General features: G+C 45.3%; 18 protein-coding genes. 16 read left to right on the top strand and 2 right to left on the bottom strand.

Translation table 11 applies throughout. The features are described 5' to 3' along the window. Window positions 1-236 precede the first annotated feature (236 nt). A complete protein-coding gene (locus tag VN447_RS05975; protein WP_325523825.1) occupies window positions 237-1,532 on the bottom strand; it encodes an aminotransferase class I/II-fold pyridoxal phosphate-dependent enzyme in 1,296 nt (431 codons plus the stop codon). A 339-nt stretch (window positions 1,533-1,871) separates the two neighbouring features. Here VN447_RS05975 and VN447_RS05970 point away from each other — a divergent pair, with 339 nt between their 5' ends. From VN447_RS05970 to VN447_RS05925, 10 genes are all read left to right on the top strand, one after another. Further along, window positions 1,872-2,270 (top strand): NifB/NifX family molybdenum-iron cluster-binding protein, encoded by a 399-nt coding sequence (locus VN447_RS05970; protein WP_325523823.1) that lies wholly within the window; start codon window positions 1,872-1,874, stop codon window positions 2,268-2,270. Between the two features lie 479 nt (window positions 2,271-2,749). Beyond that, window positions 2,750-3,529, top strand: coding sequence for a methionine ABC transporter ATP-binding protein (locus VN447_RS05965; protein ID WP_325523821.1), 780 nt, complete (start codon window positions 2,750-2,752; stop codon window positions 3,527-3,529). Continuing rightward, window positions 3,526-4,194 carry a methionine ABC transporter permease gene (locus tag VN447_RS05960; RefSeq protein ID WP_325523819.1) on the top strand — a complete coding sequence of 223 codons (669 nt, stop codon included), beginning with the start codon at window positions 3,526-3,528 and terminating at the stop codon, window positions 4,192-4,194. Before VN447_RS05965 ends, VN447_RS05960 begins: the two co-directional genes overlap by 4 nt. 17 nt (window positions 4,195-4,211) lie before the next feature. Then, complete coding sequence (locus tag VN447_RS05955; RefSeq protein WP_414714884.1) at window positions 4,212-5,075, top strand: MetQ/NlpA family ABC transporter substrate-binding protein; 864 nt, start codon at window positions 4,212-4,214, stop codon at window positions 5,073-5,075. 43 nt (window positions 5,076-5,118) lie between these two features. Then, window positions 5,119-6,600, top strand: a complete 1,482-nt coding sequence (locus VN447_RS05950; protein ID WP_325523815.1) for a nitrogenase component 1 — start codon at window positions 5,119-5,121, stop codon at window positions 6,598-6,600. Beyond that, a complete protein-coding gene (locus VN447_RS05945) occupies window positions 6,584-7,900 on the top strand; it encodes a nitrogenase component 1 (protein ID WP_325523813.1) in 1,317 nt (438 codons plus the stop codon). The genes VN447_RS05950 and VN447_RS05945 overlap by 17 nt, the downstream gene beginning before the upstream one ends. A gap of 117 nt (window positions 7,901-8,017) precedes the next feature. Continuing rightward, window positions 8,018-8,248, top strand: a complete 231-nt coding sequence (locus VN447_RS05940; RefSeq protein WP_325523811.1) for a hypothetical protein — start codon at window positions 8,018-8,020, stop codon at window positions 8,246-8,248. A gap of 4 nt (window positions 8,249-8,252) precedes the next feature. Next, window positions 8,253-8,648 carry a DUF4418 family protein gene (locus VN447_RS05935; protein ID WP_325523809.1) on the top strand — a complete coding sequence of 132 codons (396 nt, stop codon included), beginning with the start codon at window positions 8,253-8,255 and terminating at the stop codon, window positions 8,646-8,648. Between the two features lie 35 nt (window positions 8,649-8,683). Continuing rightward, the gene (locus VN447_RS05930; RefSeq protein WP_325523807.1) at window positions 8,684-9,883 is read left to right on the top strand and encodes an ABC transporter permease; all 1,200 of its coding nucleotides are present in this window, start codon (window positions 8,684-8,686) and stop codon (window positions 9,881-9,883) included. A gap of 14 nt (window positions 9,884-9,897) precedes the next feature. Then, complete coding sequence (locus VN447_RS05925) at window positions 9,898-10,557, top strand: ABC transporter ATP-binding protein (protein ID WP_325523805.1); 660 nt, start codon at window positions 9,898-9,900, stop codon at window positions 10,555-10,557. Between the two features lie 89 nt (window positions 10,558-10,646). Here the strand turns inward: VN447_RS05925 and VN447_RS05920 are convergent, their stop codons facing one another. Next, window positions 10,647-11,447: an alpha/beta hydrolase gene (locus tag VN447_RS05920; RefSeq protein WP_325523803.1), complete on the bottom strand. Its 801-nt coding sequence runs from the start codon at window positions 11,445-11,447 to the stop codon at window positions 10,647-10,649. Between the two features lie 418 nt (window positions 11,448-11,865). On the opposite strand from VN447_RS05920, the gene nifH reads away from it, so the two are divergent. The 6 genes from nifH to VN447_RS05890 all read left to right on the top strand — a co-directional run bounded on the left by nifH (window position 11,866) and on the right by VN447_RS05890 (window position 19,271). Beyond that, window positions 11,866-12,741: a nitrogenase iron protein gene (gene nifH, locus VN447_RS05915; RefSeq protein ID WP_325523801.1), complete on the top strand. Its 876-nt coding sequence runs from the start codon at window positions 11,866-11,868 to the stop codon at window positions 12,739-12,741. 67 nt (window positions 12,742-12,808) lie between these two features. After that, complete coding sequence (gene nifB / locus VN447_RS05910) at window positions 12,809-14,098, top strand: nitrogenase cofactor biosynthesis protein NifB (RefSeq protein WP_325523799.1); 1,290 nt, start codon at window positions 12,809-12,811, stop codon at window positions 14,096-14,098. A 345-nt stretch (window positions 14,099-14,443) separates the two neighbouring features. Further along, the gene (locus VN447_RS05905; RefSeq protein ID WP_325523797.1) at window positions 14,444-15,784 is read left to right on the top strand and encodes a nitrogenase component 1; all 1,341 of its coding nucleotides are present in this window, start codon (window positions 14,444-14,446) and stop codon (window positions 15,782-15,784) included. Window positions 15,785-15,815: 31 nt separating this feature from the next. Next, entirely contained in the window at window positions 15,816-17,324 is a 1,509-nt protein-coding gene (locus tag VN447_RS05900; RefSeq protein WP_325523795.1) for a nitrogenase component 1, read from the top strand. A 37-nt stretch (window positions 17,325-17,361) separates the two neighbouring features. Next, window positions 17,362-18,291, top strand: coding sequence for a cysteine synthase A (gene cysK / locus VN447_RS05895; protein WP_325523793.1), 930 nt, complete (start codon window positions 17,362-17,364; stop codon window positions 18,289-18,291). 95 nt (window positions 18,292-18,386) lie between these two features. After that, window positions 18,387-19,271, top strand: a complete 885-nt coding sequence (locus VN447_RS05890; RefSeq protein WP_325523792.1) for an ABC transporter ATP-binding protein — start codon at window positions 18,387-18,389, stop codon at window positions 19,269-19,271. The last annotated feature ends 324 nt before the right edge of the window (window positions 19,272-19,595 follow it).

The following is a 19,595-nucleotide window of genomic DNA, read 5'->3' as shown; positions in this document are numbered from 1 at the left end:
GCTACTGGCACACAGCCAATAGCCCAGTCCTTTCGCGGACACTCACCAATGAATACCTAAGGAAATTAGGCTTTATCACCATAAGTGAAAGATATTCATTAATACACTAATTCTATTGAACCGCCGTATACCGAACGGTACGTACGGTGGTGTGAGAGGTCGCTGAGTAAATTAATTACTCAGCTCCTACTCGATGGTCATTATGAATCAAGCGCTCAATGGTTATTGCGTTTAGTTTATTGTCGTACGCCTCTTTTTTCTAATTCCTGCTCGACGCTAGCCAGCTGAATGCAAAGAGTAAACAGTTCCATGGCTTGTTTTAACTCCGATAGCGGCGGGAATGTGGGAGCAAGCCGGATGTTGTTATCTTTGGGGTCCCTGCCATAGGGGAAGGTGGCTCCGGCAGGGGTAAGAACAACGCCGGCTACTGCGGTCTTAGCCACTATTTTTTTAGCGCAGCCGGGAAGAGTATTAACACTAATGAAGTAACCGCCCTGCGGTTTACTCCATGAGGCCAGGTTTTTGCCGCCTAATTCAGCTTCCATAATGGCTATTGCCAAATCAAATTTAGGTTTGATGATCGCCGCATGTTTGTGCATGTGGGCTTCAATCCCAGCCAGGTCTTTAAAGAACCGGACATGCCGCAATTGATTCAATTTATCAGGACCGATAGTTTGGATGCTGAGGTGCTTTTTAAACCAATTGATATTGGCCTCACTGCTAGCCAGTGCAGCAATACCGGCACCAGCCAAGCTGACCTTGGAGGTGGACGTGAATACAAAGGCCCGGTCAGGCTGACCGGCCTGCTTACATTCATCCAGAATGTTTAATAACCGGGGTGGAGTATCGGTCAGGTGATGCACAGTATAAGCATTATCCCAGAAAATCCGGAAGTCAGGGGCTTTAACAGGCATTGCTGCCAGCCGTTTTACCACAGCGTCAGAATAAGTGATGCCGGTGGGATTACTGTGTTTGGGCACACACCAGATGCCTTTAATTGATGCATCGGCAGCTACCAGTTGTTCTACCTGTGCCATATCCGGACCATCATGCTGATAGTTAATAGTAATCATCTCAATACCAAGATGCTCGCAGATGGCAAAATGCCGGTCATATCCAGGGCTGGGACAGAGAAATTTTACTTGCGGCTGTTTTACCCACGCGGTTTCACTGCCAGGCAGTCCATGCAGCATAGCCCTGACAATTAGATCATTCATTAGGTTCAAGCTAGAATTGCCGCCAATGATCACTTGGCTAGGACTTGTTTCTAACAGCTGGGCGAAAAATTCTTTGGCTTCAGGGAGGCCGTCCACTCCGCCGTAATTTCGGCAATCAGTTCCATCGGCAGCTTTGTAATTGGTTTGATTGAGGCAATCTAAAAGCCCGGAAGCGAGGTCCAGTTGATCGGGGCCTGGTACACCTCGCGACATATTCAGTTTTAGCTTCTGCGCCCGGAATTCTTCATAACGGTGCACTAATGCAGAATAGTGTTCTTGTAACACCTGATCATTCATTTGTTCTAGCTCAGTCATGTTGCATCGCTCCTTTGTACTCTCTATCATTATACATGATTTGTTAAATTATGGGCAATAAAATTATAGACTATTTCCCAGTATGGCAATGCGGTAGCGTGAAAAATACGGAACTAGATCTTGACAATAGTAGCAAATCATACTACTATTTAACTTAAAATAATAGTTATTTGGCACACGTTTGCTTGCCAGGACCGCCACTTAGCGGTTACTTACATATTCATATAGCGGCTGATCAAAAAAAATGAAGGCCAAAGAGGTTGTTTTACGGAACAACTTCTTTGGCCTTTTGCATTTTTTGAATACTGATGTTGTCAAAAAAATAGGGGGAGTGATAACATGTCTAGAGTTGCTGTCGCCAGTACTGATGGAATATCTATCAATGAACATTTTGGCAGGTCTAAAGAATTCTTGATTTATGAAGTGGAGGAAACGGGAGAATACAAATTTATTGAACGCCGGGAAAACAATGCCCAATCCGTCCATGATGGTAAGGATCACACCACTACAGCGCGACTGCTTGCTGATGTGGAAGTCGTGCTGGTAAGTCAAATTGGCCCCCGGGCGGAGCAAGAATTGCGGAGTCATGGTGTTATTGCGTTACCGGTGTCAGGCCCTATTGATAAAGCGTTAAAGGCTTATGGTAAAAGGGGGAAATTTATAAGAAACAATATCTCAAGAGCAAGTGACAGTTGCCAGCCAACCACCTGCGGTGGATGTTCTCATGGCTGCAAATAATCCCAAAGATTATTGACAATTGATTTTGCAGAGATGTATAATAACATTAATTGTAAAGGCAAAGTAGCATTGCTGGCTGGTCAAAAGAATCAGAGGCTGTGTTCCATTAATTATGGGATACAGCCTCTTTTATTTTTTTCCACAAACATGTAGTTGTCACTAGCAGCCAGGGAGAAAATCTTTATCCGATGACTAATCCGCTCTAAGACTCCCATCTTTCCTGTGCCCTTTAGGGTATACAAGTGGGAGTTATACCCAAAGGGCACAGGCGAGCGGCTAAGTCCCTGATAAGGGCGACTAACCTTCAGATGGGGTTAAAACCCCACCTGAAGCTAAGTCTACTTTATAGGATTTCATATAGTTGGGCAGTATTCGAAGTTGACCAGACATACTGGAGGCTTGGGTTTACACTTGTTGTTGAGATAGGTGTAAAACCAAGTTTTTTTATATACTTCTTTCAGCAAAGCGAGGCAGAAATCATGATTACCATCAAAGATTTAAGCAAGACATATGTGACACCCCACGCCAGCATAACAGCACTGACCAGAGTGAACTTACAAATTGAAAAAGGCGATATTTTTGGCATTATTGGCTTTAGCGGGGCTGGCAAATCAACACTAATCAGATGCTTAAACCGGTTGGAGGAACCGGATTCTGGAACTATTGTTATCGAAGGACAATCAATTACCGATATGGACAAAAAACACTTGCGACAGGCGAGACGGAAAATCGGCATGATTTTTCAGCAATTCAATTTGTTCGATGCTAAAACGGTATTTGAAAATGTGGCCTTTCCTTTAGAAGTCGCTGGCCATCCCCAAGAATTTATCAATAATAAAGTAAAAGAGATTTTGGAGCTGGTCGGCTTAGCCGATAAGGAGAAGGCTTATCCACTGCAGTTAAGTGGCGGACAGAAACAAAGAGTAGGTATTGCCCGGGCGCTTTCCAACGAGCCGAATGTCCTCTTAAGCGATGAAGCGACTTCGGCCCTCGACCCCCAAACAACCTTCTCCATCCTGGAACTGTTGAAAGATATTAATAAAAAATTGGGACTGACTATTGTACTCATTACCCATGAACTGGATGTGCTAAAGCATATCTGCAATAACATGGCTGTTATCGAACATGGCCAAATTGTTGAAACCGGACCTGTAGATAAATTTTTCCTAAACCCGGAAAGTGATACGGCGAAACGGTTTATTAACATTCTGCAAGGATTCCAGGCGAAAAGAATATACCGGGAGGGAGAAGGGATTTGAGTGAAGATTTATTAGAGTTACTGTTAACTGGTTTTAGTGAAACTATATATATGGTCATACTCTCTACGCTTGCAGCATTAGTGCTTGGTTTGCCGCTGGGGATTATTCTGGTAGCAACAGATAAGGGACATGTGCTGGAAGCGCCTAGAATCAATAAAGTACTTGGTACAACCATCAATATCATTCGTTCTTTTCCGTTCATTATTTTAATTGTGGTGTTGCTGCCATTAGCAAGATTTATCGTTGGAACAACTCTCGGGGCTACAGCAGCGGTGGTACCGCTTGCTATTGGATCAGCGCCATTTTTAGCCAGAATCATCGAAAACTGCTTAAAGGAAGTCAGTTTTGGCAAGATTGAAGCCGCAATGGCTATCGGTGCCAACCCTCTTACCATCATTACCAAAATTATGATTCCCGAGGCTCTTCCCTCGCTCGTCAGAGGCATAACACTAGCTATTATAGCTATTACCGGTTTTACGGCAGTGGCCGGGGCTATCGGTGCAGGCGGATTGGGAAGTCTGGCAATCAGGTTTGGGTACATGCGCTTTCGGGATGATATTATGTTAGCCACTGTCGTCATACTGATCCTGCTGGTTCAAGGGGTACAATGGGGAGGTGACAGTCTAGCCCAATATATTAATAGAAAAAGGTATAAGTTTGACTAACAATTAGTTATGAGAGGATGATTCTTTTGTTGAAAAAAAACATGATCTTTAAGGCAGTATTGGCAATCATTAGCATTATTTTTGTTGGAAGTGTATTCGCAGGCTGCTCATCAGGCAATAAACAAAGCACACAGCCGGCCGCACAGCCTGCAGCAAAACAAGAAGTGACTGTTAAAGTAGGGGCAGCAGTGGTACCCCATGCAGAAATATTAAACTTTATTAAGCCTAAACTGAAACAAGAAGGAATTAATTTAGAGGTAGTAGTGCTGGATGATGAGGCGCAATTGAATCCTGCACTACAAAACAAGCAAATTGATGCCAACTACTTCCAACATGTTCCCTATTATGAGTCGGTAGCCAAAGAAAAAGGGTACAGTTTTACTGTAGCCGCTAAAGTGCACGTAGAACCGATTGGTTTTTATTCGCAAAAAATAAAATCCAAGGATGAACTGAAAGAAGGCGCCACAATCGCCATTCCGAACAATCCTTCTAACGAATTCAGGGCATTGGTTTTATTACAAGCCAATGGACTTATCAAATTGAAAGAGGGTGTAGCCAATTTCTCGGCCACTCCGCGTGATATTGCCGATAATCCGAAAAAATTGAAATTTGTTGAAGTGGATTCTGCCCAGCTTACCAGGTCCCTGCCAGATGTTGACGGTGCTATTATTAATACTAACTTTATCCTAGAGGCAAAAATCGACCCCAAATCTGCTTTGTTTAGAGAAGATGCTAACTCTCCCTATGCGAATGATCTATTTGTAAGAAAAGGTGACGAAAGCAGGGCGGAGATCAAAAAGCTAGCTGAGATTCTAACCTCTCCCGACGTAAAGAAATTCATCCAGGATAAGTACGGCGTTGCCGTTGTACCTGCGTTCTAAGCCAAACTCAACATATTTCTTTTAGAACGATAGGGGGGCAAGTATGAATCCTGTTAATCTCAAAGAGGCGGAGGTTCCCGTTAGGGAAATCCGCCTTGGTTCTATCACCGGTTTTGAGGGAACTGCGGGGGAACTGGTTCGCTGCGCTCGGGCTGGCAACCTTAAAGACAGTACACGCAGTTTCAGCCAATGCATGGGATGCAGCTCAATCAATGCTTTTTGTCAGCTTGCCATGATTCAGGATGCAGCCGTCGTCAATCATGCTCCGGTAGGTTGTGCCGGAGACTTCTTTACATTTAATTTTGTATACCGGGTAGGCCAGATGGAGAGAAAGCAGCCCTCGGTGATAGGACGTTATTTTAATACCAACATTGAAGAACAAGACACTATTTTTGGCGCGACGCAAAAACTGGCAGATACCATCCGGGCCGCTTATCAACGCGTACAGCCTAATGCCATATTTATTACTACCTCCTGCGCTTCAGGAATCATCGGCGATGATGTGGAAGGGGTGGCAAACGACTTATCCGAGGAATTAGGAATTCCTGTGGTAGCTTGCTTTTGCGAAGGATTTAAGTCGAAAATTTGGACGACAGGCTTTGATTCGGCTTACCATTCTATTGTCAGAAAGATAGTAAAGCCGCCGGCAAAAAAGTCCAATAAGGTTAATATTGTGAATTTCTGGGGCAGTCATATATTTGATGAATTATTGAACCGGTTAGGGTATGAAGCAAATTATATCGTTCCCTTCTCCACGATCGCCCAGTTGGAACATATTTCGGAAGCTGCAGCTACCATTCAGATTTGCCCGACACTTGGCACTTATATCGGCGCTGTGTTAGAACAGGTATATGGCATACCGGAAATCAAATCCCCGCCGGCTTATGGTATCGCAGGAACTGATCAATGGATGAGGGAACTGGGGAAAGTTCTTGACCGAGAGCAAGCGATCGAGGCTATCATTGCAGAAGAGCATGAGCTTGTGCTACCTAAGCTCAACGCGTATCGCGAAAAATTACACGGAAAAACTGCTTACCTTACGGCAGGAGCCGCCCACGGGCATGCGTTGATTGCAATTTTAAGAGAATTGGGCATGACCGTGCAAGGGGCGGCGATTTTCCATCATGATCCTATTTATGATAATGGCGATATTGCCTCTGACGCGCTGGCACATGATGTGACTACCTACGGCGATGTTCCTAATTATAATGTCTGCAATAAGCAGGCCTATGAACTGGTCAATATTTTAAACAGAGTAAGACCAGACATCATGATTGCCAGACATGGCGGGATGACGCTTTGGGGAGCAAAGCTGGGAATTCCTACGCTATTGATCGGGGATGAACAGTTTGGCTTTGGCTATCAGGGAGTCCTTAAGTATGCTGAACGAATCTTAGAGACCCTTGATAATCGGGAATTTGTCACTAACCTTGCCAAACACAGCACAATGCCTTACACCAAGTGGTGGCTGGAACAAAATCCATTCTCGTTTCTCAGGGGTGACTTAGATGTCAAGATTTATTGAACAGCCGCGATATTCCTGCGCATTAGGCGCGCAGCAGTCGGTAATAGCGATAAAAAGAGCTGTTCCGATCTTGCATTCCGGACCTGGCTGCGGCGACAAAGTCAGCCGGTTACTGGGGCAGGGAGAGGGGTATGCGGGCGGCAACACAGTGCCCTGCACCAACGCCAGCGAAGCTGAGATTGTCTTTGGCAGCGAGGGCAAACTGGCAAGCGTGATTAAGGGTGCGTTCAAGGTTATTGACGCTGATCTTTATGTAGTACTTACTGGCTGCACTTCAGATATTATCGGTGATGATGTCGGGCAGGTAACAGGTAGGTATCAGTCTGAAGATAAACCGATTGTGTATGTGGAAACCGGTGGTTTTAAAAGTAATAACTATGTAAGCCATGAAACAGTGGTTAAGGCCATTATTGACCAATATGTCGACAAATTCAAAGCAGGAACAACGCAAAGCAAGCGATTGGTCAATGTGTTTGCCTCTATTCCCTATCAAGATCCCTTTTGGAACGGAAACCTGGAAGAAATTAAAAGGATATTGGAAGGGATAGGGCTGACGGTTAATATTCTATTTGGGTCAGCCTCTCAGGGAATAAGGGAGTGGCAGACCATCCCCCAGGCTGAGTTTAATATAGTTGTAAGCGCCTGGTCCGGTCTAGGCATCGCCAAACATCTGGAACACAAATATGCTACTCCCTATATGCAGTTTCCCTATCTGCCGATCGGCGGAGTGGAAACAACAAAATTTCTAAGACAGGTCGCTGATTTTGCCGGTCTTGACAAAGATAAAACAGAAGCGTTTATCAAGGCAGAAGAAGAAAAATTCTACCTCCATATTGAGCGAACAGCCGACTTCATGCTGGAATTCAGATATGGTCTTCCCCGCAGATTGTACACCATATTAGATGCTTCGTACGCAATCGGTTTTGCCAAATATCTGCTGAATGAGTTGGGAATTCTTCCTGCTAAACAGTTTATTATTGACGATACGCCAGCAGAGTTTCAAGAGACTATCCGCGAACAATTTAACCATATTTCGGAATTGCGCTCTGCCCAGGTTAGTTTCTCAATTGATGGTGGCGCTATTCAAGCGGAAATCAGAAGCGATGTCCACAAAAGCAGGGCCTTGATTATTGGCAGCGGCTGGGAAAGAGATCTAGCCAGGGAGATTGGCGCAGACTTATTGATTGTCAGCGTGCCTGTGGCTTACAGGCTTGTCCTGAATTGTGGCTATGCCGGTTATAACGGCGGTCTTCGAGTCATAGAAGATATTTATGACAGGGTGCTTGATACTTACCGGTAAGATGAATATAACTATTGTATTGTCAGGCTGATTAGAATGACTAAAGGCCGGGATTGCTTCATAAGCTTCCTGGCCTTTAGCATTTTCAATACAATGAAAATTGAGGAGGGAAAAATCATGACCTTGCACAGGTTTTTGGTAGTCTCATTTTTGGTATTCGTATTGGGGATTGTCGCCCTGTATTCCGGGGTCAACCGGGTGCCGTTCCGGCATCATGACGGTTCCCATGAGATGCACAAGTCGTCCCTGCAATTCGCTATTGTTACCGCATACAACAATACCAATCTGGTAGTGACAATACCGGACAGTATCCCTGACACTAAACAGACTGCTGAAAAAAGGAGTTGATCGCATGACAAAATATAAATTTCTCTCCTGGAGCGCAATTTTACTCAGTGCCCTGCTGCTTGTTTTACCCAGACTTATTCCTATTTGCAACGGGCTTATGAAAAATGGCAGTCCGATGAATTGTCATTATACCTATCAAGCAGAGTTTCTTATTACATTAATTGCTCTCATTCTTGCAAGCGCCTTGTTAGTGCTGCGTACAGACGAAGCACGCTTATTAAGTGGGTTTGTCATTTTGCTGTTAGGCATTACCGTGGTTATCCTGCCCCAGACCTGGGCGCTTGGTATTTGCGAGGCTGGCGGGTGCCAGAAAACATCTTTTTTCAGCACCATTGGCGGAAGTTTGCTGGCTTTGTCAGGAGCCGGGATTGTGTGGTTGACTTGGAGAGGTAAAGAATAAATGAACAATGTATTGCCGAAAGAGGAGACTAGACTATGACATTTCTTATTTGGAAAAGCCTGCTGCATCGCAGGCTCCAAAGCCTAGCCATCATTATTTCTATTGCAGTTGGTGTAGCCATAGTCTTCAGTGTTGCGGCCATATATCGCGGGGTAGCATCAGGCATGGAACTTTCCAAGCAGCGTATGGGCGCAGATATTGTCATTGTGCCGTACGGTGTAACACTTGAACCAAGTCTGCTCTTATTTGGCGGGGCAACCGCAAATTCCTACATGCCCAAAGAGTTTGTAGAGGGAGTGCGGGGCATTCAAGGAGTTCGTACGGTTACACCGCAGTTTTACACCCATTCCCTGACAGCAGATTGTCACGACATTGGGAGCCAAAACCGGATGATTGGTTATGATCCTACGAGTGATTGGATTATTGCCCCTTGGCTGAAGAAAGTGCATAAAACCGAACTCAGCGATGATGAGGTTATTTTAGGTGCTAAGGTGCCTATTTGGACACAGGATAAAATATCGATCTTAGGCAAGTGGTACAACATTGTTACGATCGCCGAAGAAACCGGAACAACGCTGGATTACTCCTTGCTGGTAAGTATGAATGAGGCCAGACAGGTGGTTGCTAAGGATAAATCGTTCAAACAAGTGTGGGAAAAACAGGGACCACCAGAGGGGCTGATTTCGACAATTCTGGTGCAGGTTGATGAGGGTGTAGATGTCAATAAAATAGTAAACAGTATACAATACGTTGGACTCATGAAGCCCATCGTGGCCGCAGAAGTCAAAAAAAGAATAGCTGATCAATTTACAGTATTTGTTCTCTTAATTGGCGGCATTGGTCTATTGACAGTATTAACATCATTGCTGCACCTGTTTTCCCGGTTTTATACGCTGACCTGGGAACGTCAGGCGGAATGGGGGCTTTATCTGGCTTTTGGCGCCTCCGGCCGGCACATTGGCGCAATTATTGTGGGCGAAGCGGTGGTAGTTTCCTTGACCGGATCTGTTGCCGGGTTGCTGCTGGGCGGCGGGTTGTACAAAGCAAGCCTGAAACTGCTGGAAGCCTATCAATCCTTTCCCTTTGTTCAGCCGACCTGGACTTTTATTGCCGGTAGTGCTGCTTTAATTACCGTGCTATTTACCGGGTTAGGCGCTTTGGCTGCATGGTTGCCGGCATACCGGGGCAGCCGCATTGACCCTAGTGTCATTATGACACGGGGGGAGTTTGACTAAAGGAGAGGGAAACTATGAGCAACCTGCTTGAACTGCAGGATATTGGCAAAAACTATGGTGATGATGTCATTTTATCGAAGGTTTCGTTTACTCTGGCCAAGGGAACGGCGGTTGCTATTATCGGACATTCCGGCGGGGGTAAAACTACCCTATTGTCTATTATGGGACTACTGCAGAAGGCAACCTCCGGTACAGTACTGGTAGATGGCCAGGATATTGATAGTTTTGACCCTCATAGGCTGGCTAAGCTGCGGGGTGAATACTTAAGCTTTGTTTTCCAAAGAGCGCGTCTAATCAATTCTTTGACTGCTCTGGAGAATGTTATGGCGCCTGCCTGGTTTATTGGGAGCGGGGAGAACGTGGAGCAAGGGGCGAAGGCTTTGTTAGAGAATTTCGGGATGTCTCACCGCTTGCACCATAAGCCCCAGGAACTTAGCCTTGGCCAACTGCGGCGGGTTTCTCTCGCGCGTGCTCTATTGCTTAAACCGCCAATATTACTGGCAGATGAGCCAACCAATGATCTTGATCCGGCTTTGGCCGACGAGGTTGCCGAGTGCCTGCTGGCAGCGCGCACAGGCGGTACGGGTGTGGTCATTGTAACCCATGATACTGGTTTGGCAGCACGAACTGATCAAACCTTCCGTCTGGAAGAAAGAACGTTACGTCCTGCCTAAACGGCTGGTAGGTGGTAGGCACACTGCACAAAATAAAGGAGAGCTTTCCTAAATTTGCTTTAGGAAGCTCTCCTTATTTTGCTTGCTAATTAATGCCCTTTGCATAAAGTTCCTATCTTGCTTTTCTGTTTTGTTAACCACCCGGTTACCAGGGTCGTCAGCTGGTCATGCCGGCTTGTAAACACATGGTCAGCTTCCATACGGACAATCTCTTTCTCGCCCCTGTATTGGTCGTATAAAATTTCGGAGCCTGCCGGCGGTACAACGATATCCTGGTTACCATGAACAATGAACAGGGGTGAACGCTGCGACTGAAGCTCAGGTAAAGGATCATAGCGGTTTTCCACTAGGTCATTAACAAAATTTGGACTGAGGCTAAAACCCTTGCCCAAAAAATTGGCGACTGTCTGGCCCTGTAAAGAACGCTGCCATAAATCCGGTCCCAGGATAATGTTTTGGAAGTTTTCAACAGGTTGAGTTACCGGCGCTAGCGCCACCCGTCCGGCAATCCCGGTATCTTCATGACTGAGTACAATCAGACCGCCTAAGCTGTGTCCCAGTAGATAAATTGGCAGACCTTCGAACTCTGGCACGCTTCTGACCCAGCCAATGACATTCCGTAGATCTTCCTGCCAGTTTTTTATTGTTGTATCTGCGGCAAACTCGCCATCGCTTTCACCTGAGCCGGTAAAGTCAAAGCGAACAGCAATAAGGCCCGCCGCTTCAATGGCATTTGCGATGTGAAGTGTTAATTGATTGGCCCCGATTTTATCGCTGGTAAAGCCATGGCAGCAGATAACGATAGGTGTCTGCGTTACTGTGAAACTGTTGGCATGAATCATGGCTGACAGTTTACGGTTTTGGCTTACTATCCATTCATGTTGTTTCATACTATATTCATCCTCCTTAAAATAAAGAGGCCAAAAAGCGACTTGCGTCGTTTTTGGCCTTTAGTTTTTCTAATCAGCTTTAAGTATTAATTTTATTAAATTATATCAGGGGTTGTGCGTTTCGTCAATATAGCTACGCGCACTATACAAGCTGATTAACCGCCTGCGAAATCCGGTTAGATCTTGTGCAATATATGTAAAGGCTAGCAGCTATAAAAGAAGTTCAAGAAACAAAAAATAATCATAAAACATTTTACAAATGCCTTGTGTTTTTTAAGAGTGTTCAGTATAATAGGTTACAAGTTAATTTTAACTCTATACAGAGACTGATTGGTAAGTCAACCAAAGGTCAGAATAACAGTTCTTCGGAATTGTTGTTCTGACCTTTTTTGTTATCACAATTCTAGGAGGGCTACACATGAGCAAAAAGATTAAACAAATTGCCATTTATGGCAAAGGCGGAATTGGTAAATCAACCACAACTTCCAACATCAGCGCTTCGTTATCGAAGTTAGGTTATAAGGTGATGCAGTTTGGTTGTGATCCGAAAGCTGACTCTACCAATACTCTACGCGGCGGTACGTATATTCCCACAGTTCTTGATACATTACGTGAAAAAAATAAGGTACAAGCGGAAGATGTAATTTACAAGGGCTTTAATGGTGTGTATTGCGTGGAAGCGGGCGGACCGGCCCCGGGTGTGGGGTGCGCCGGGCGGGGGATTATTACGGCAGTTCAGCTGCTAAAACAGTTAAAAGTGTATGATGAACTGGATTTGGATGTTGTTATCTATGATGTTTTAGGCGATGTAGTGTGTGGCGGCTTTGCCGTTCCCATTCGCGAGGGCATTGCTGAACATGTATTTACCGTATCATCAGCTGATTTTATGGCCATTTATGCTGCCAACAACCTATTCAAAGGAATTCAGAAATACTCTAACTCCGGTGGCGCGCTGCTGGGCGGCCTGATTGCAAATTCTATCAATCTCCCTTATGCCAAAGAAATTATTGATGACTTTGTGCAACGCACACAAACTCAGGTTGTAGAGTATGTTCCCCGGTCGGTAACAGTAACTCAAGCTGAACTCCAGGGAAAAACAACCATAGAGGCATCACCTAACTCAGAACAGGCAAAAATCTACAGCCGCTTGGCGAAGCGAGTGGTAGAAACAGTAGAATCAAAAGTACCGTCACCGTTGGAAACAGCTGAACTGCGCGAGTGGGCAGCAAAATGGGCTGATCATTTGCTGGCCTTGGAAACAGGCGAGGTTCGCAGCGCCGCTGCCGGTATCTAACGCGTTTTTCATACGGTAAAATCTTTGATACGCTATAAGCCCTATATGAAAAAGTGAGGTGAACAGTATGGGGTGCGTATGCTCCGGTGCTCTAAGTGCGGATACTCTGGAAAGAACCAGTAAACATCCATGTTACTCCGCAGATGCTCATCATAAATATGCCCGCATTCATTTACCGGTCGCTCCCCGGTGCAATATCCAATGTAATTATTGCAATCGGAAGTTCGACTGCGTAAATGAGAGCCGGCCGGGTGTCACAAGCGAAGTATTGACACCTGAGCTTGCCAAAGATAAATTTGTCTGGGTAAAAGAAAAAATTGAGCACCTTAGTGTAGTTGGTATTGCCGGACCGGGTGATGCGCTGGCAGACTGGCAATTCACCAGGCAGACGATTGAAAACATTAAAGCCATCAACCAAGATATTACTTTTTGCTTATCGACCAACGGCTTACTGCTGCCGGAATACGCTCCAGAAGTGGTGGCTTTAGGTGTTCGTCATGTTACAGTAACTGTTAATGCGTTAGATCCGGTTATCAGCGCAAAGATTTATAAGTTTGTGTCTTATCAGGGTAAGACTTATACTGGCGTAGCGGCGGCAGAAGTATTGCTGGCTAATCAGTTAGCCGGTATTAAGTATCTGGTCGAACATGGTGTGCTGGTTAAAATCAATATAGTTATGATTAAAGATCTCAATGACAGTCATATACCGGCGGTAGTCAAAAAAATGAAAGAGCTGGGCGTTTTCGTTACCAATATCATGCCGCTTATCCCCGCGCCAGGGAGTGCCTTTCAGCATCTGCCCCAGACAAGTACGAAAGAGGTTAATGCCCTGCGGGATGTTTGCCAGCTTGATATCCGCCAGATGCGGCACTGCCAGCAATGCCGGGCCGATGCCATCGGCTTGTTGCATGAAGACCGTTCGCAGGAGTTCCGGATGTGCAACCGTCTCCAGGACGATGAGGCGGTGAACAAAAACGGAACCGGAAAATCGTATCGTATTGCCGTAACATCAAAATACGGAAAGCTGGTCGACCAGCATTTTGGCCATGCAACCCAATTTTATATTTACCAGGGAGATGGGCAAGAGTTTCGACTCAGGGAAACCCGGGCAGTAGCCCAGTATTGCGAAGGTATGGCAGAATGTGATACAGATAATGCGGATACCAAACGGGAAAAGATAATTGAGTCACTGAAAGATTGCAACGCAGTGCTGACTATGCGTATTGGTTATCACGCCAAAGAAAAGCTGCAGAAAAACGGGGTTTATATTACTGAGTACTGCGACACAGTCGAAACCGGTCTCCGTTACACCGCAAGTCAAATTGAAGGGCTGGAGCAAGCCAGCGGCTATAAGTGAGACTTGAAAAATTCATTGACAAATAATTTCCAATCAGTATAATTGTAGTTATTACAATATAAAAATTGTCAATCGGCTGATCAGAAAGACTGAAGGCTAAGGTTTCATCTGCGAGGATGTGCCTTGGCCTTTTTATTTTGCCTTATAACCTGACAGTACTGGATTTACTGAGGGTTATCAAACCGGCGTAGACAAGATAATAGAAGATTTGACTGATCAGTAGAGCATGCTGAAGGCAAAGATTATCCTAACCAGGAATTTATCTTTGCTTTTTTTATTTACCTAATTTTTCTGCGGTCTTTTTACAGCAAGGAATGTGTCATGTTGATGAATGGAGGCAGATTGATGAACAAATACATTGAGAGACCTCGCTATTTGTGTACACTCGGTGGCGCGGTGGGAACAATTAAAGTGCTTCCCGGCGTTATTCCAGTTATTCACGCGGCCGCAGGGTGCGGCGGTAATTTTACCAACGCTATGAACGGCGCTGCGGGATATTTAGGATCTGGGTATTGCGCCGGTCAGGCGTTACCAAGTTCTAATGTCTATGAAAAAGACATTGTATTTGGTGGTGAAGAGCGGTTAGCTGAGCAGATTTCCACAACAATGGAAGTTATCGATGGTGAGTTATATTTTGTGGTCACAGGCTGCATGGTTGATATTATTGGTGATGATGCTGTAGCCGTAGCCAACCGTTTCCGCCAGGATGGAAAGCCGGTAATAGCTGCTGAAACCGGCGGCTTTAAAGGAAACTCTTATACAGGATATGATCTTGTTTTAAGCAGACTGTTTACCGATTTTGTTGAAAAAAATCCGGTAAAAGAGAAAAACACCGTAAATCTCTGGGGAATTGTCCCCATAGAAGATGTATTCTGGAAAGGCGATTTAGCTATTTTAAAGGCACTTTTAGGAAAACTGGGTTATCAGGTGAACACCTTCTTCGGTGAAGGCGAAACATTAGCTAACCTGAAAAACGCTGCTGCTGCCAGTCTCAACATTATCGTATCTGATGTATATGGGGTAGAGCCTGCGAAGATCTTTGAGGAAACGCATGGAGTGCCATATATTATTGCTCCGCTACCCATCGGTTCAGCTGCCACCGAACAGTTCTTACGCACAGTAAGCGCAGCGCTCAATGTGGAGAAAGCGGTTACTGAACAAGTGGTGGCCGAAGAGAAATCCCGCTACTGGAGCTATCTTGAGCGGCTTGCTGATGTAGCCAGCGATTTGGATTTGCAGCGCTACAGTGTTGTGGTTGGGGATTCCAACTACGCACCGGCGCTGGCGAGGTTTCTTGCTGACGATCTAGGGTGGCTGCCGGAACTTGTCGTAATAACTGATGATTTTGAAGAAGAAAAGCAGCAACTGGTAACAGCGCGATTTGATAATTTCACTTCTGGCTTCCGGCCAAAGGTTGTCTTTGACACCGATACGTCGAATGTAGATAAACACCTTGCCGCTACTTGGCCTCGTAATAATAATGACCGGTATTTTGATTCTTTTAGTCCGGCGTTTGTGCTGGGAAGCAGCTTAGACCGAGATTTTGCCAATTCAATCGGTGCGACGCATTTAAGTGTTTCTTACCCAATCTCCAATCGTGTGGTACTGGACAGAGGTTATGTAGGATATCGAGGAGCCCTGTCTTTAGTGGAAGATATCTTCGGTTTACTTGTCGGCGGCCGGTAATACATAGATTTGACAGGGGGAGGGTTTGAATATGGATTATATAAAAGAAAAAGCGCCGCCTGTGCGGGAAGATAGATTGCGGGCATGCAATGCATTTGGTGGTTCATGCTGCGAGTTGGTTGATAAATCTAAGAATGGGTGCCTAAACGGGATAAAGAGAAGTTTTTCGCAAGCGCAGGGTTGTCAACTCAATTTGAGTCTAGCGATTATCAATACGATCCGTGATGCTGTGGTTATTGTTCACGGACCGGTTGGGTGCGGTGGCGCCACCTTATCAATCGCCGGCATTAATAAAAACTTTCAGCAGCTCAGAGACACTAATGCTAAAGGCTTGCGGTGGATTAATACAAACCTGGGCGAGTCTGAAGTCATTAATGGCGGGGAGAACAACTTAAGGGAGGCCATTCTCCATGCCGAGAAGGAATTCCGGCCCAGTGCCATCATTATCGTGAACAGTTGCGTTCCGGCCATTATCGGTGACGATATTGATGGTGTTATTGAGAAAGTTCAAGGTGAGGTTAAGGCGAGAATTGTGCCGGTGCATTGTGAAGGTTTTAAAACCAAAATTCAAGCTAGCGCTTATGATGCCGTGTATCATGGCATATTACGTAATATTATTTTTCCGGAGGCCGGTACCGCAGAAGAAAACCACAAAAGAGTTGAGGCAATCAGAGAAAAATCTAAGGCTAACCATACCGTCAATGTGTTGAATGTTTCTTCGATGAGTCGGATTGATGAATACGAACTGGTGCGGATTTTGAAAGCCCTTAATTTAGAAATGAACATTTTGCCTTGCTATGCCCATCCGGAAGATTTCCATAAAGCAACACAAGCCGCGCTAAATGTTAGTATTTGTGCTACGCATGACGATTACTTTGTTGAGCATCTAAAAGAAAAATATGATATTCCGTTTATTCTGCGTACAATACCTATCGGCGTAAAGTATACCAACCGCTGGGTGTTGGATATTGCTGAATTCTTCGGTATTGAAGATGTTGCCCAGAGGTTTATCGATCAGGAGGTAAAGGCGCTGGAAAAAGCGCTTGCGCCATATCGTGAGCTCTTTAAAGGCAAGAAGGCATTTATTGGTGGCGGCGAAATCCGCGTAGTGGCTAATGCCGAACTGTTAGACTACTTAGGGTTTGATGTTGTAGGACTGAGGGCGTACCATTACGATCAATATGCGGATGAAATGCTGGGGGAATTGAAAGAGAATAAAGTAGTTCCCTTCAATGTCGCCACAGGCCAGCCATTCGAACAGGCTAACTTGATTGCCAGGTTGAAACCTGATGTATATGTTGGTCACGTCGGTGGCAATGGTTGGGCCGCAAAACAGGGTATAGCGACTCTGCCCATTTTCCACCAGAGCTATCACTTCCTGGGGTATGTCGGTGTTTTTGAATTTGCCCGGCGTATGGCCAGGGTTCTAAAAAACACATCGTTCAGCCGCAATTTAGGCGAAAACAGCAGGCTGCCTTATCGTGACGGCTGGTACAGAGATGATCCGTTTGCTTATATTGATGAGAGTGCTGCTCAATAGTAGTTTCAAGGAGAATTCTTAAGGAGGATAAAATGCTATGTCTAAAATTGCCAGCAGTATCACAGCTTTAATCGGCGGTACACCGCTCATTCGGCTCAATAAAGTAACCGAAGGTGCTCAGGCTGAAGTGGTGGCTAAACTCGAGTCATTTAATCCCGGCGGCAGTATTAAGGACCGCATTGGCTTCAGCATGATCAAAGATGCTGAAGAAAAAGGAATCATTAATAAAGATACTGTGATTATCGAGCCTACCAGCGGCAATACCGGTATTGCCCTGGCCTTTATTGCAGCGGCCAAAGGCTATCGCCTTATCTTAACTATGCCGGAAACAATGAGTGTGGAACGGCGCAGCTTGTTAAAAGCCTACGGCGCGGAACTGGTTTTGACTCCTGGCTCGGCAGGTATGAAAGGAGCGGTTTTAAAAGCTGAAGAATTAGCAGCTGTAACGCCGAACTCCTTTATCCCGCAACAGTTTAACAACCCTGCCAACCCCGAGATCCACCGGGCAATTACAGCAGAAGAAATATGGCAGGATACAGACGGTAAGGTCGATATTATTGTTGGCGGTGTAGGCACAGGCGGCACCATCACCGGTGTCGGCGAAGTGCTTAAAAAACGAAATCCCAATGTAAAAGTGGTGGCAGTTGAACCCTTTGATTCACCTGTGCTGTCCGGAGGTCAACCTGGCCCACATAAAATTCAGGGAATAGGGGCGGGGTTTGTTCCCAATGTACTGAATCTTGAAGTGATTGATGAGATATTCAAAGTGAAAAATGACGAGGCGTTAACCATTGCGCGCCGGCTAGCCAAAGAAGAGGGTCTATTGGTGGGTATTTCTTCCGGTGCTGCAGCATTTGCTGCCCTGCAGGTTGCTAAGCGCCAAGAGAATAAAGGGAAAATAATAGTGGTCATTTTACCGGATACCGGTGAACGCTATCTTAGTACCGTTCTTTTTGCAGAAGATTAATCCGGATGACTAAGCCAATCTACTATTAGCGTGCCGAAACCTACGGATGCGTCGTGCTTTTTTGCTCGCAGATTAACTATAAAGGGGGAACCGTTATGTCCAACAGTCAAGTGGCGGTAAGAGACGTTACTGGGACAGACGCCAAAATCATTGCTCGTAATATTCGGCGTGTATACCAAATTAAACGACAGCCGAACGAAGAGGCTACTGAATTTGAAGCAATTAAACATCTGGATCTTACTGTTAAACAAGGCGAGTTTTTGGCCATTGTTGGGCCGAGTGGCTGCGGTAAGTCAACTTTCTTGGATATGGTCGCGGGGTTAGCCCAGCCCAGTTCTGGGGAAATATTTATTGATGGCAAATTAATTACCGGTCCCGCATTAGATAGGGGTATTGTAATGCAAGGATATGCACTATTTCCCTGGCGCACTGTCAGAAAAAATGTAGAATTCGGGCTTGAAATAAAAAAGGTTCCCCAAAAGGATCGTAAGGAAATCAGTCAACGCTACATTGAGTTAGTAGGTTTAACGAATTTTGAAGATAGGTACCCTCACGAATTATCAGGAGGGATGAAACAACGTGTAGCAATTGCCAGAGCATTGGCTTATGATCCGGAGGTGCTGCTGATGGATGAGCCGTTTGCCGCTGTAGATGCCCAGACAAGAGAGGTATTGCAGGAAGAATTGCTTCGAATATGGGAAAAGACAAAAAAGACAATAATATTTGTAACACATGGCATTGATGAAGCTGTGTTTTTAGCAGACCGGGTAGCCGTAATGACAGCTAATCCTGGAACGATTAAGGAAATTGTCAACATTAACCTGCCCAGACCGCGCGATGGCATTCGATCATCCGCAGATTTTGGCTGGGTCCGGCATAAAATCTGGGAACTTCTTCAGAATGAACATTTCACAGGGGGCAAGAAGCAAGCGCCAGACCAAAATGTTGCTGAGTCTATATCTTCGTCTGCATCTTTGTAGGCACTTGAGCATATAGCTGAATAATGGTATTAGCTGATCAGACATACTGAAGGCTAAGGGGCTTATTTTTTAACAAATAGTCCCTTAGCTTTTTTATTCCTGTTGGAAAGTATAACTTTCCGTCTGGATAAGGGCAACATCGGCCTCCGCTTTCGCCAGAGGCTCGGCGCAAGCCGTGTTTTCTTTAGTATATCAGAATTTATAAGTTTAAAGAGCCTGTAGCAGGAGAACTGGCGTGGGTTTGCGGAAACAGAGCAGAATGAAAAAGAACATCTTATGGCAGATCTTTTTTGATGGAAAACAGAATTGGAAGCGGTTCGTGGA

It is taken from the genome of Sporomusa sp. (assembly GCF_035561155.1).
Lineage (GTDB): Bacteria > Bacillota > Negativicutes > Sporomusales > Sporomusaceae > Sporomusa.
This window is presented reverse-complemented; position numbering and strand designations above follow the sequence as displayed.

Bases quoted from the DNA above. Each gene is read 5' to 3' on its own strand.
- nifH (WP_325523801.1), top strand. From the start codon at position 11,866: ATGAGCAAAAAGATTAAACAAATTGCCATTTATGGCAAAGGCGGAATT.
- VN447_RS05920 (WP_325523803.1), bottom strand. From the start codon at position 11,447: ATGAAACAACATGAATGGATAGTAAGCCAAAACCGTAAACTGTCAGCC.
- VN447_RS05975 (WP_325523825.1), bottom strand. From the start codon at position 1,532: ATGACTGAGCTAGAACAAATGAATGATCAGGTGTTACAAGAACACTAT.
- VN447_RS05965 (WP_325523821.1), top strand. From the start codon at position 2,750: ATGATTACCATCAAAGATTTAAGCAAGACATATGTGACACCCCACGCC.
- VN447_RS05905 (WP_325523797.1), top strand. From the start codon at position 14,444: ATGAACAAATACATTGAGAGACCTCGCTATTTGTGTACACTCGGTGGC.
- nifB (WP_325523799.1), top strand. From the start codon at position 12,809: ATGGGGTGCGTATGCTCCGGTGCTCTAAGTGCGGATACTCTGGAAAGA.
- cysK (WP_325523793.1), top strand. From the start codon at position 17,362: ATGTCTAAAATTGCCAGCAGTATCACAGCTTTAATCGGCGGTACACCG.
- VN447_RS05970 (WP_325523823.1), top strand. From the start codon at position 1,872: ATGTCTAGAGTTGCTGTCGCCAGTACTGATGGAATATCTATCAATGAA.
- VN447_RS05955 (WP_414714884.1), top strand. From the start codon at position 4,212: ATGATTCTTTTGTTGAAAAAAAACATGATCTTTAAGGCAGTATTGGCA.
- VN447_RS05925 (WP_325523805.1), top strand. From the start codon at position 9,898: ATGAGCAACCTGCTTGAACTGCAGGATATTGGCAAAAACTATGGTGAT.
- VN447_RS05930 (WP_325523807.1), top strand. From the start codon at position 8,684: ATGACATTTCTTATTTGGAAAAGCCTGCTGCATCGCAGGCTCCAAAGC.
- VN447_RS05900 (WP_325523795.1), top strand. From the start codon at position 15,816: ATGGATTATATAAAAGAAAAAGCGCCGCCTGTGCGGGAAGATAGATTG.
- VN447_RS05950 (WP_325523815.1), top strand. From the start codon at position 5,119: ATGAATCCTGTTAATCTCAAAGAGGCGGAGGTTCCCGTTAGGGAAATC.
- VN447_RS05945 (WP_325523813.1), top strand. From the start codon at position 6,584: ATGTCAAGATTTATTGAACAGCCGCGATATTCCTGCGCATTAGGCGCG.
- VN447_RS05940 (WP_325523811.1), top strand. From the start codon at position 8,018: ATGACCTTGCACAGGTTTTTGGTAGTCTCATTTTTGGTATTCGTATTG.
- VN447_RS05890 (WP_325523792.1), top strand. From the start codon at position 18,387: ATGTCCAACAGTCAAGTGGCGGTAAGAGACGTTACTGGGACAGACGCC.
- VN447_RS05935 (WP_325523809.1), top strand. From the start codon at position 8,253: ATGACAAAATATAAATTTCTCTCCTGGAGCGCAATTTTACTCAGTGCC.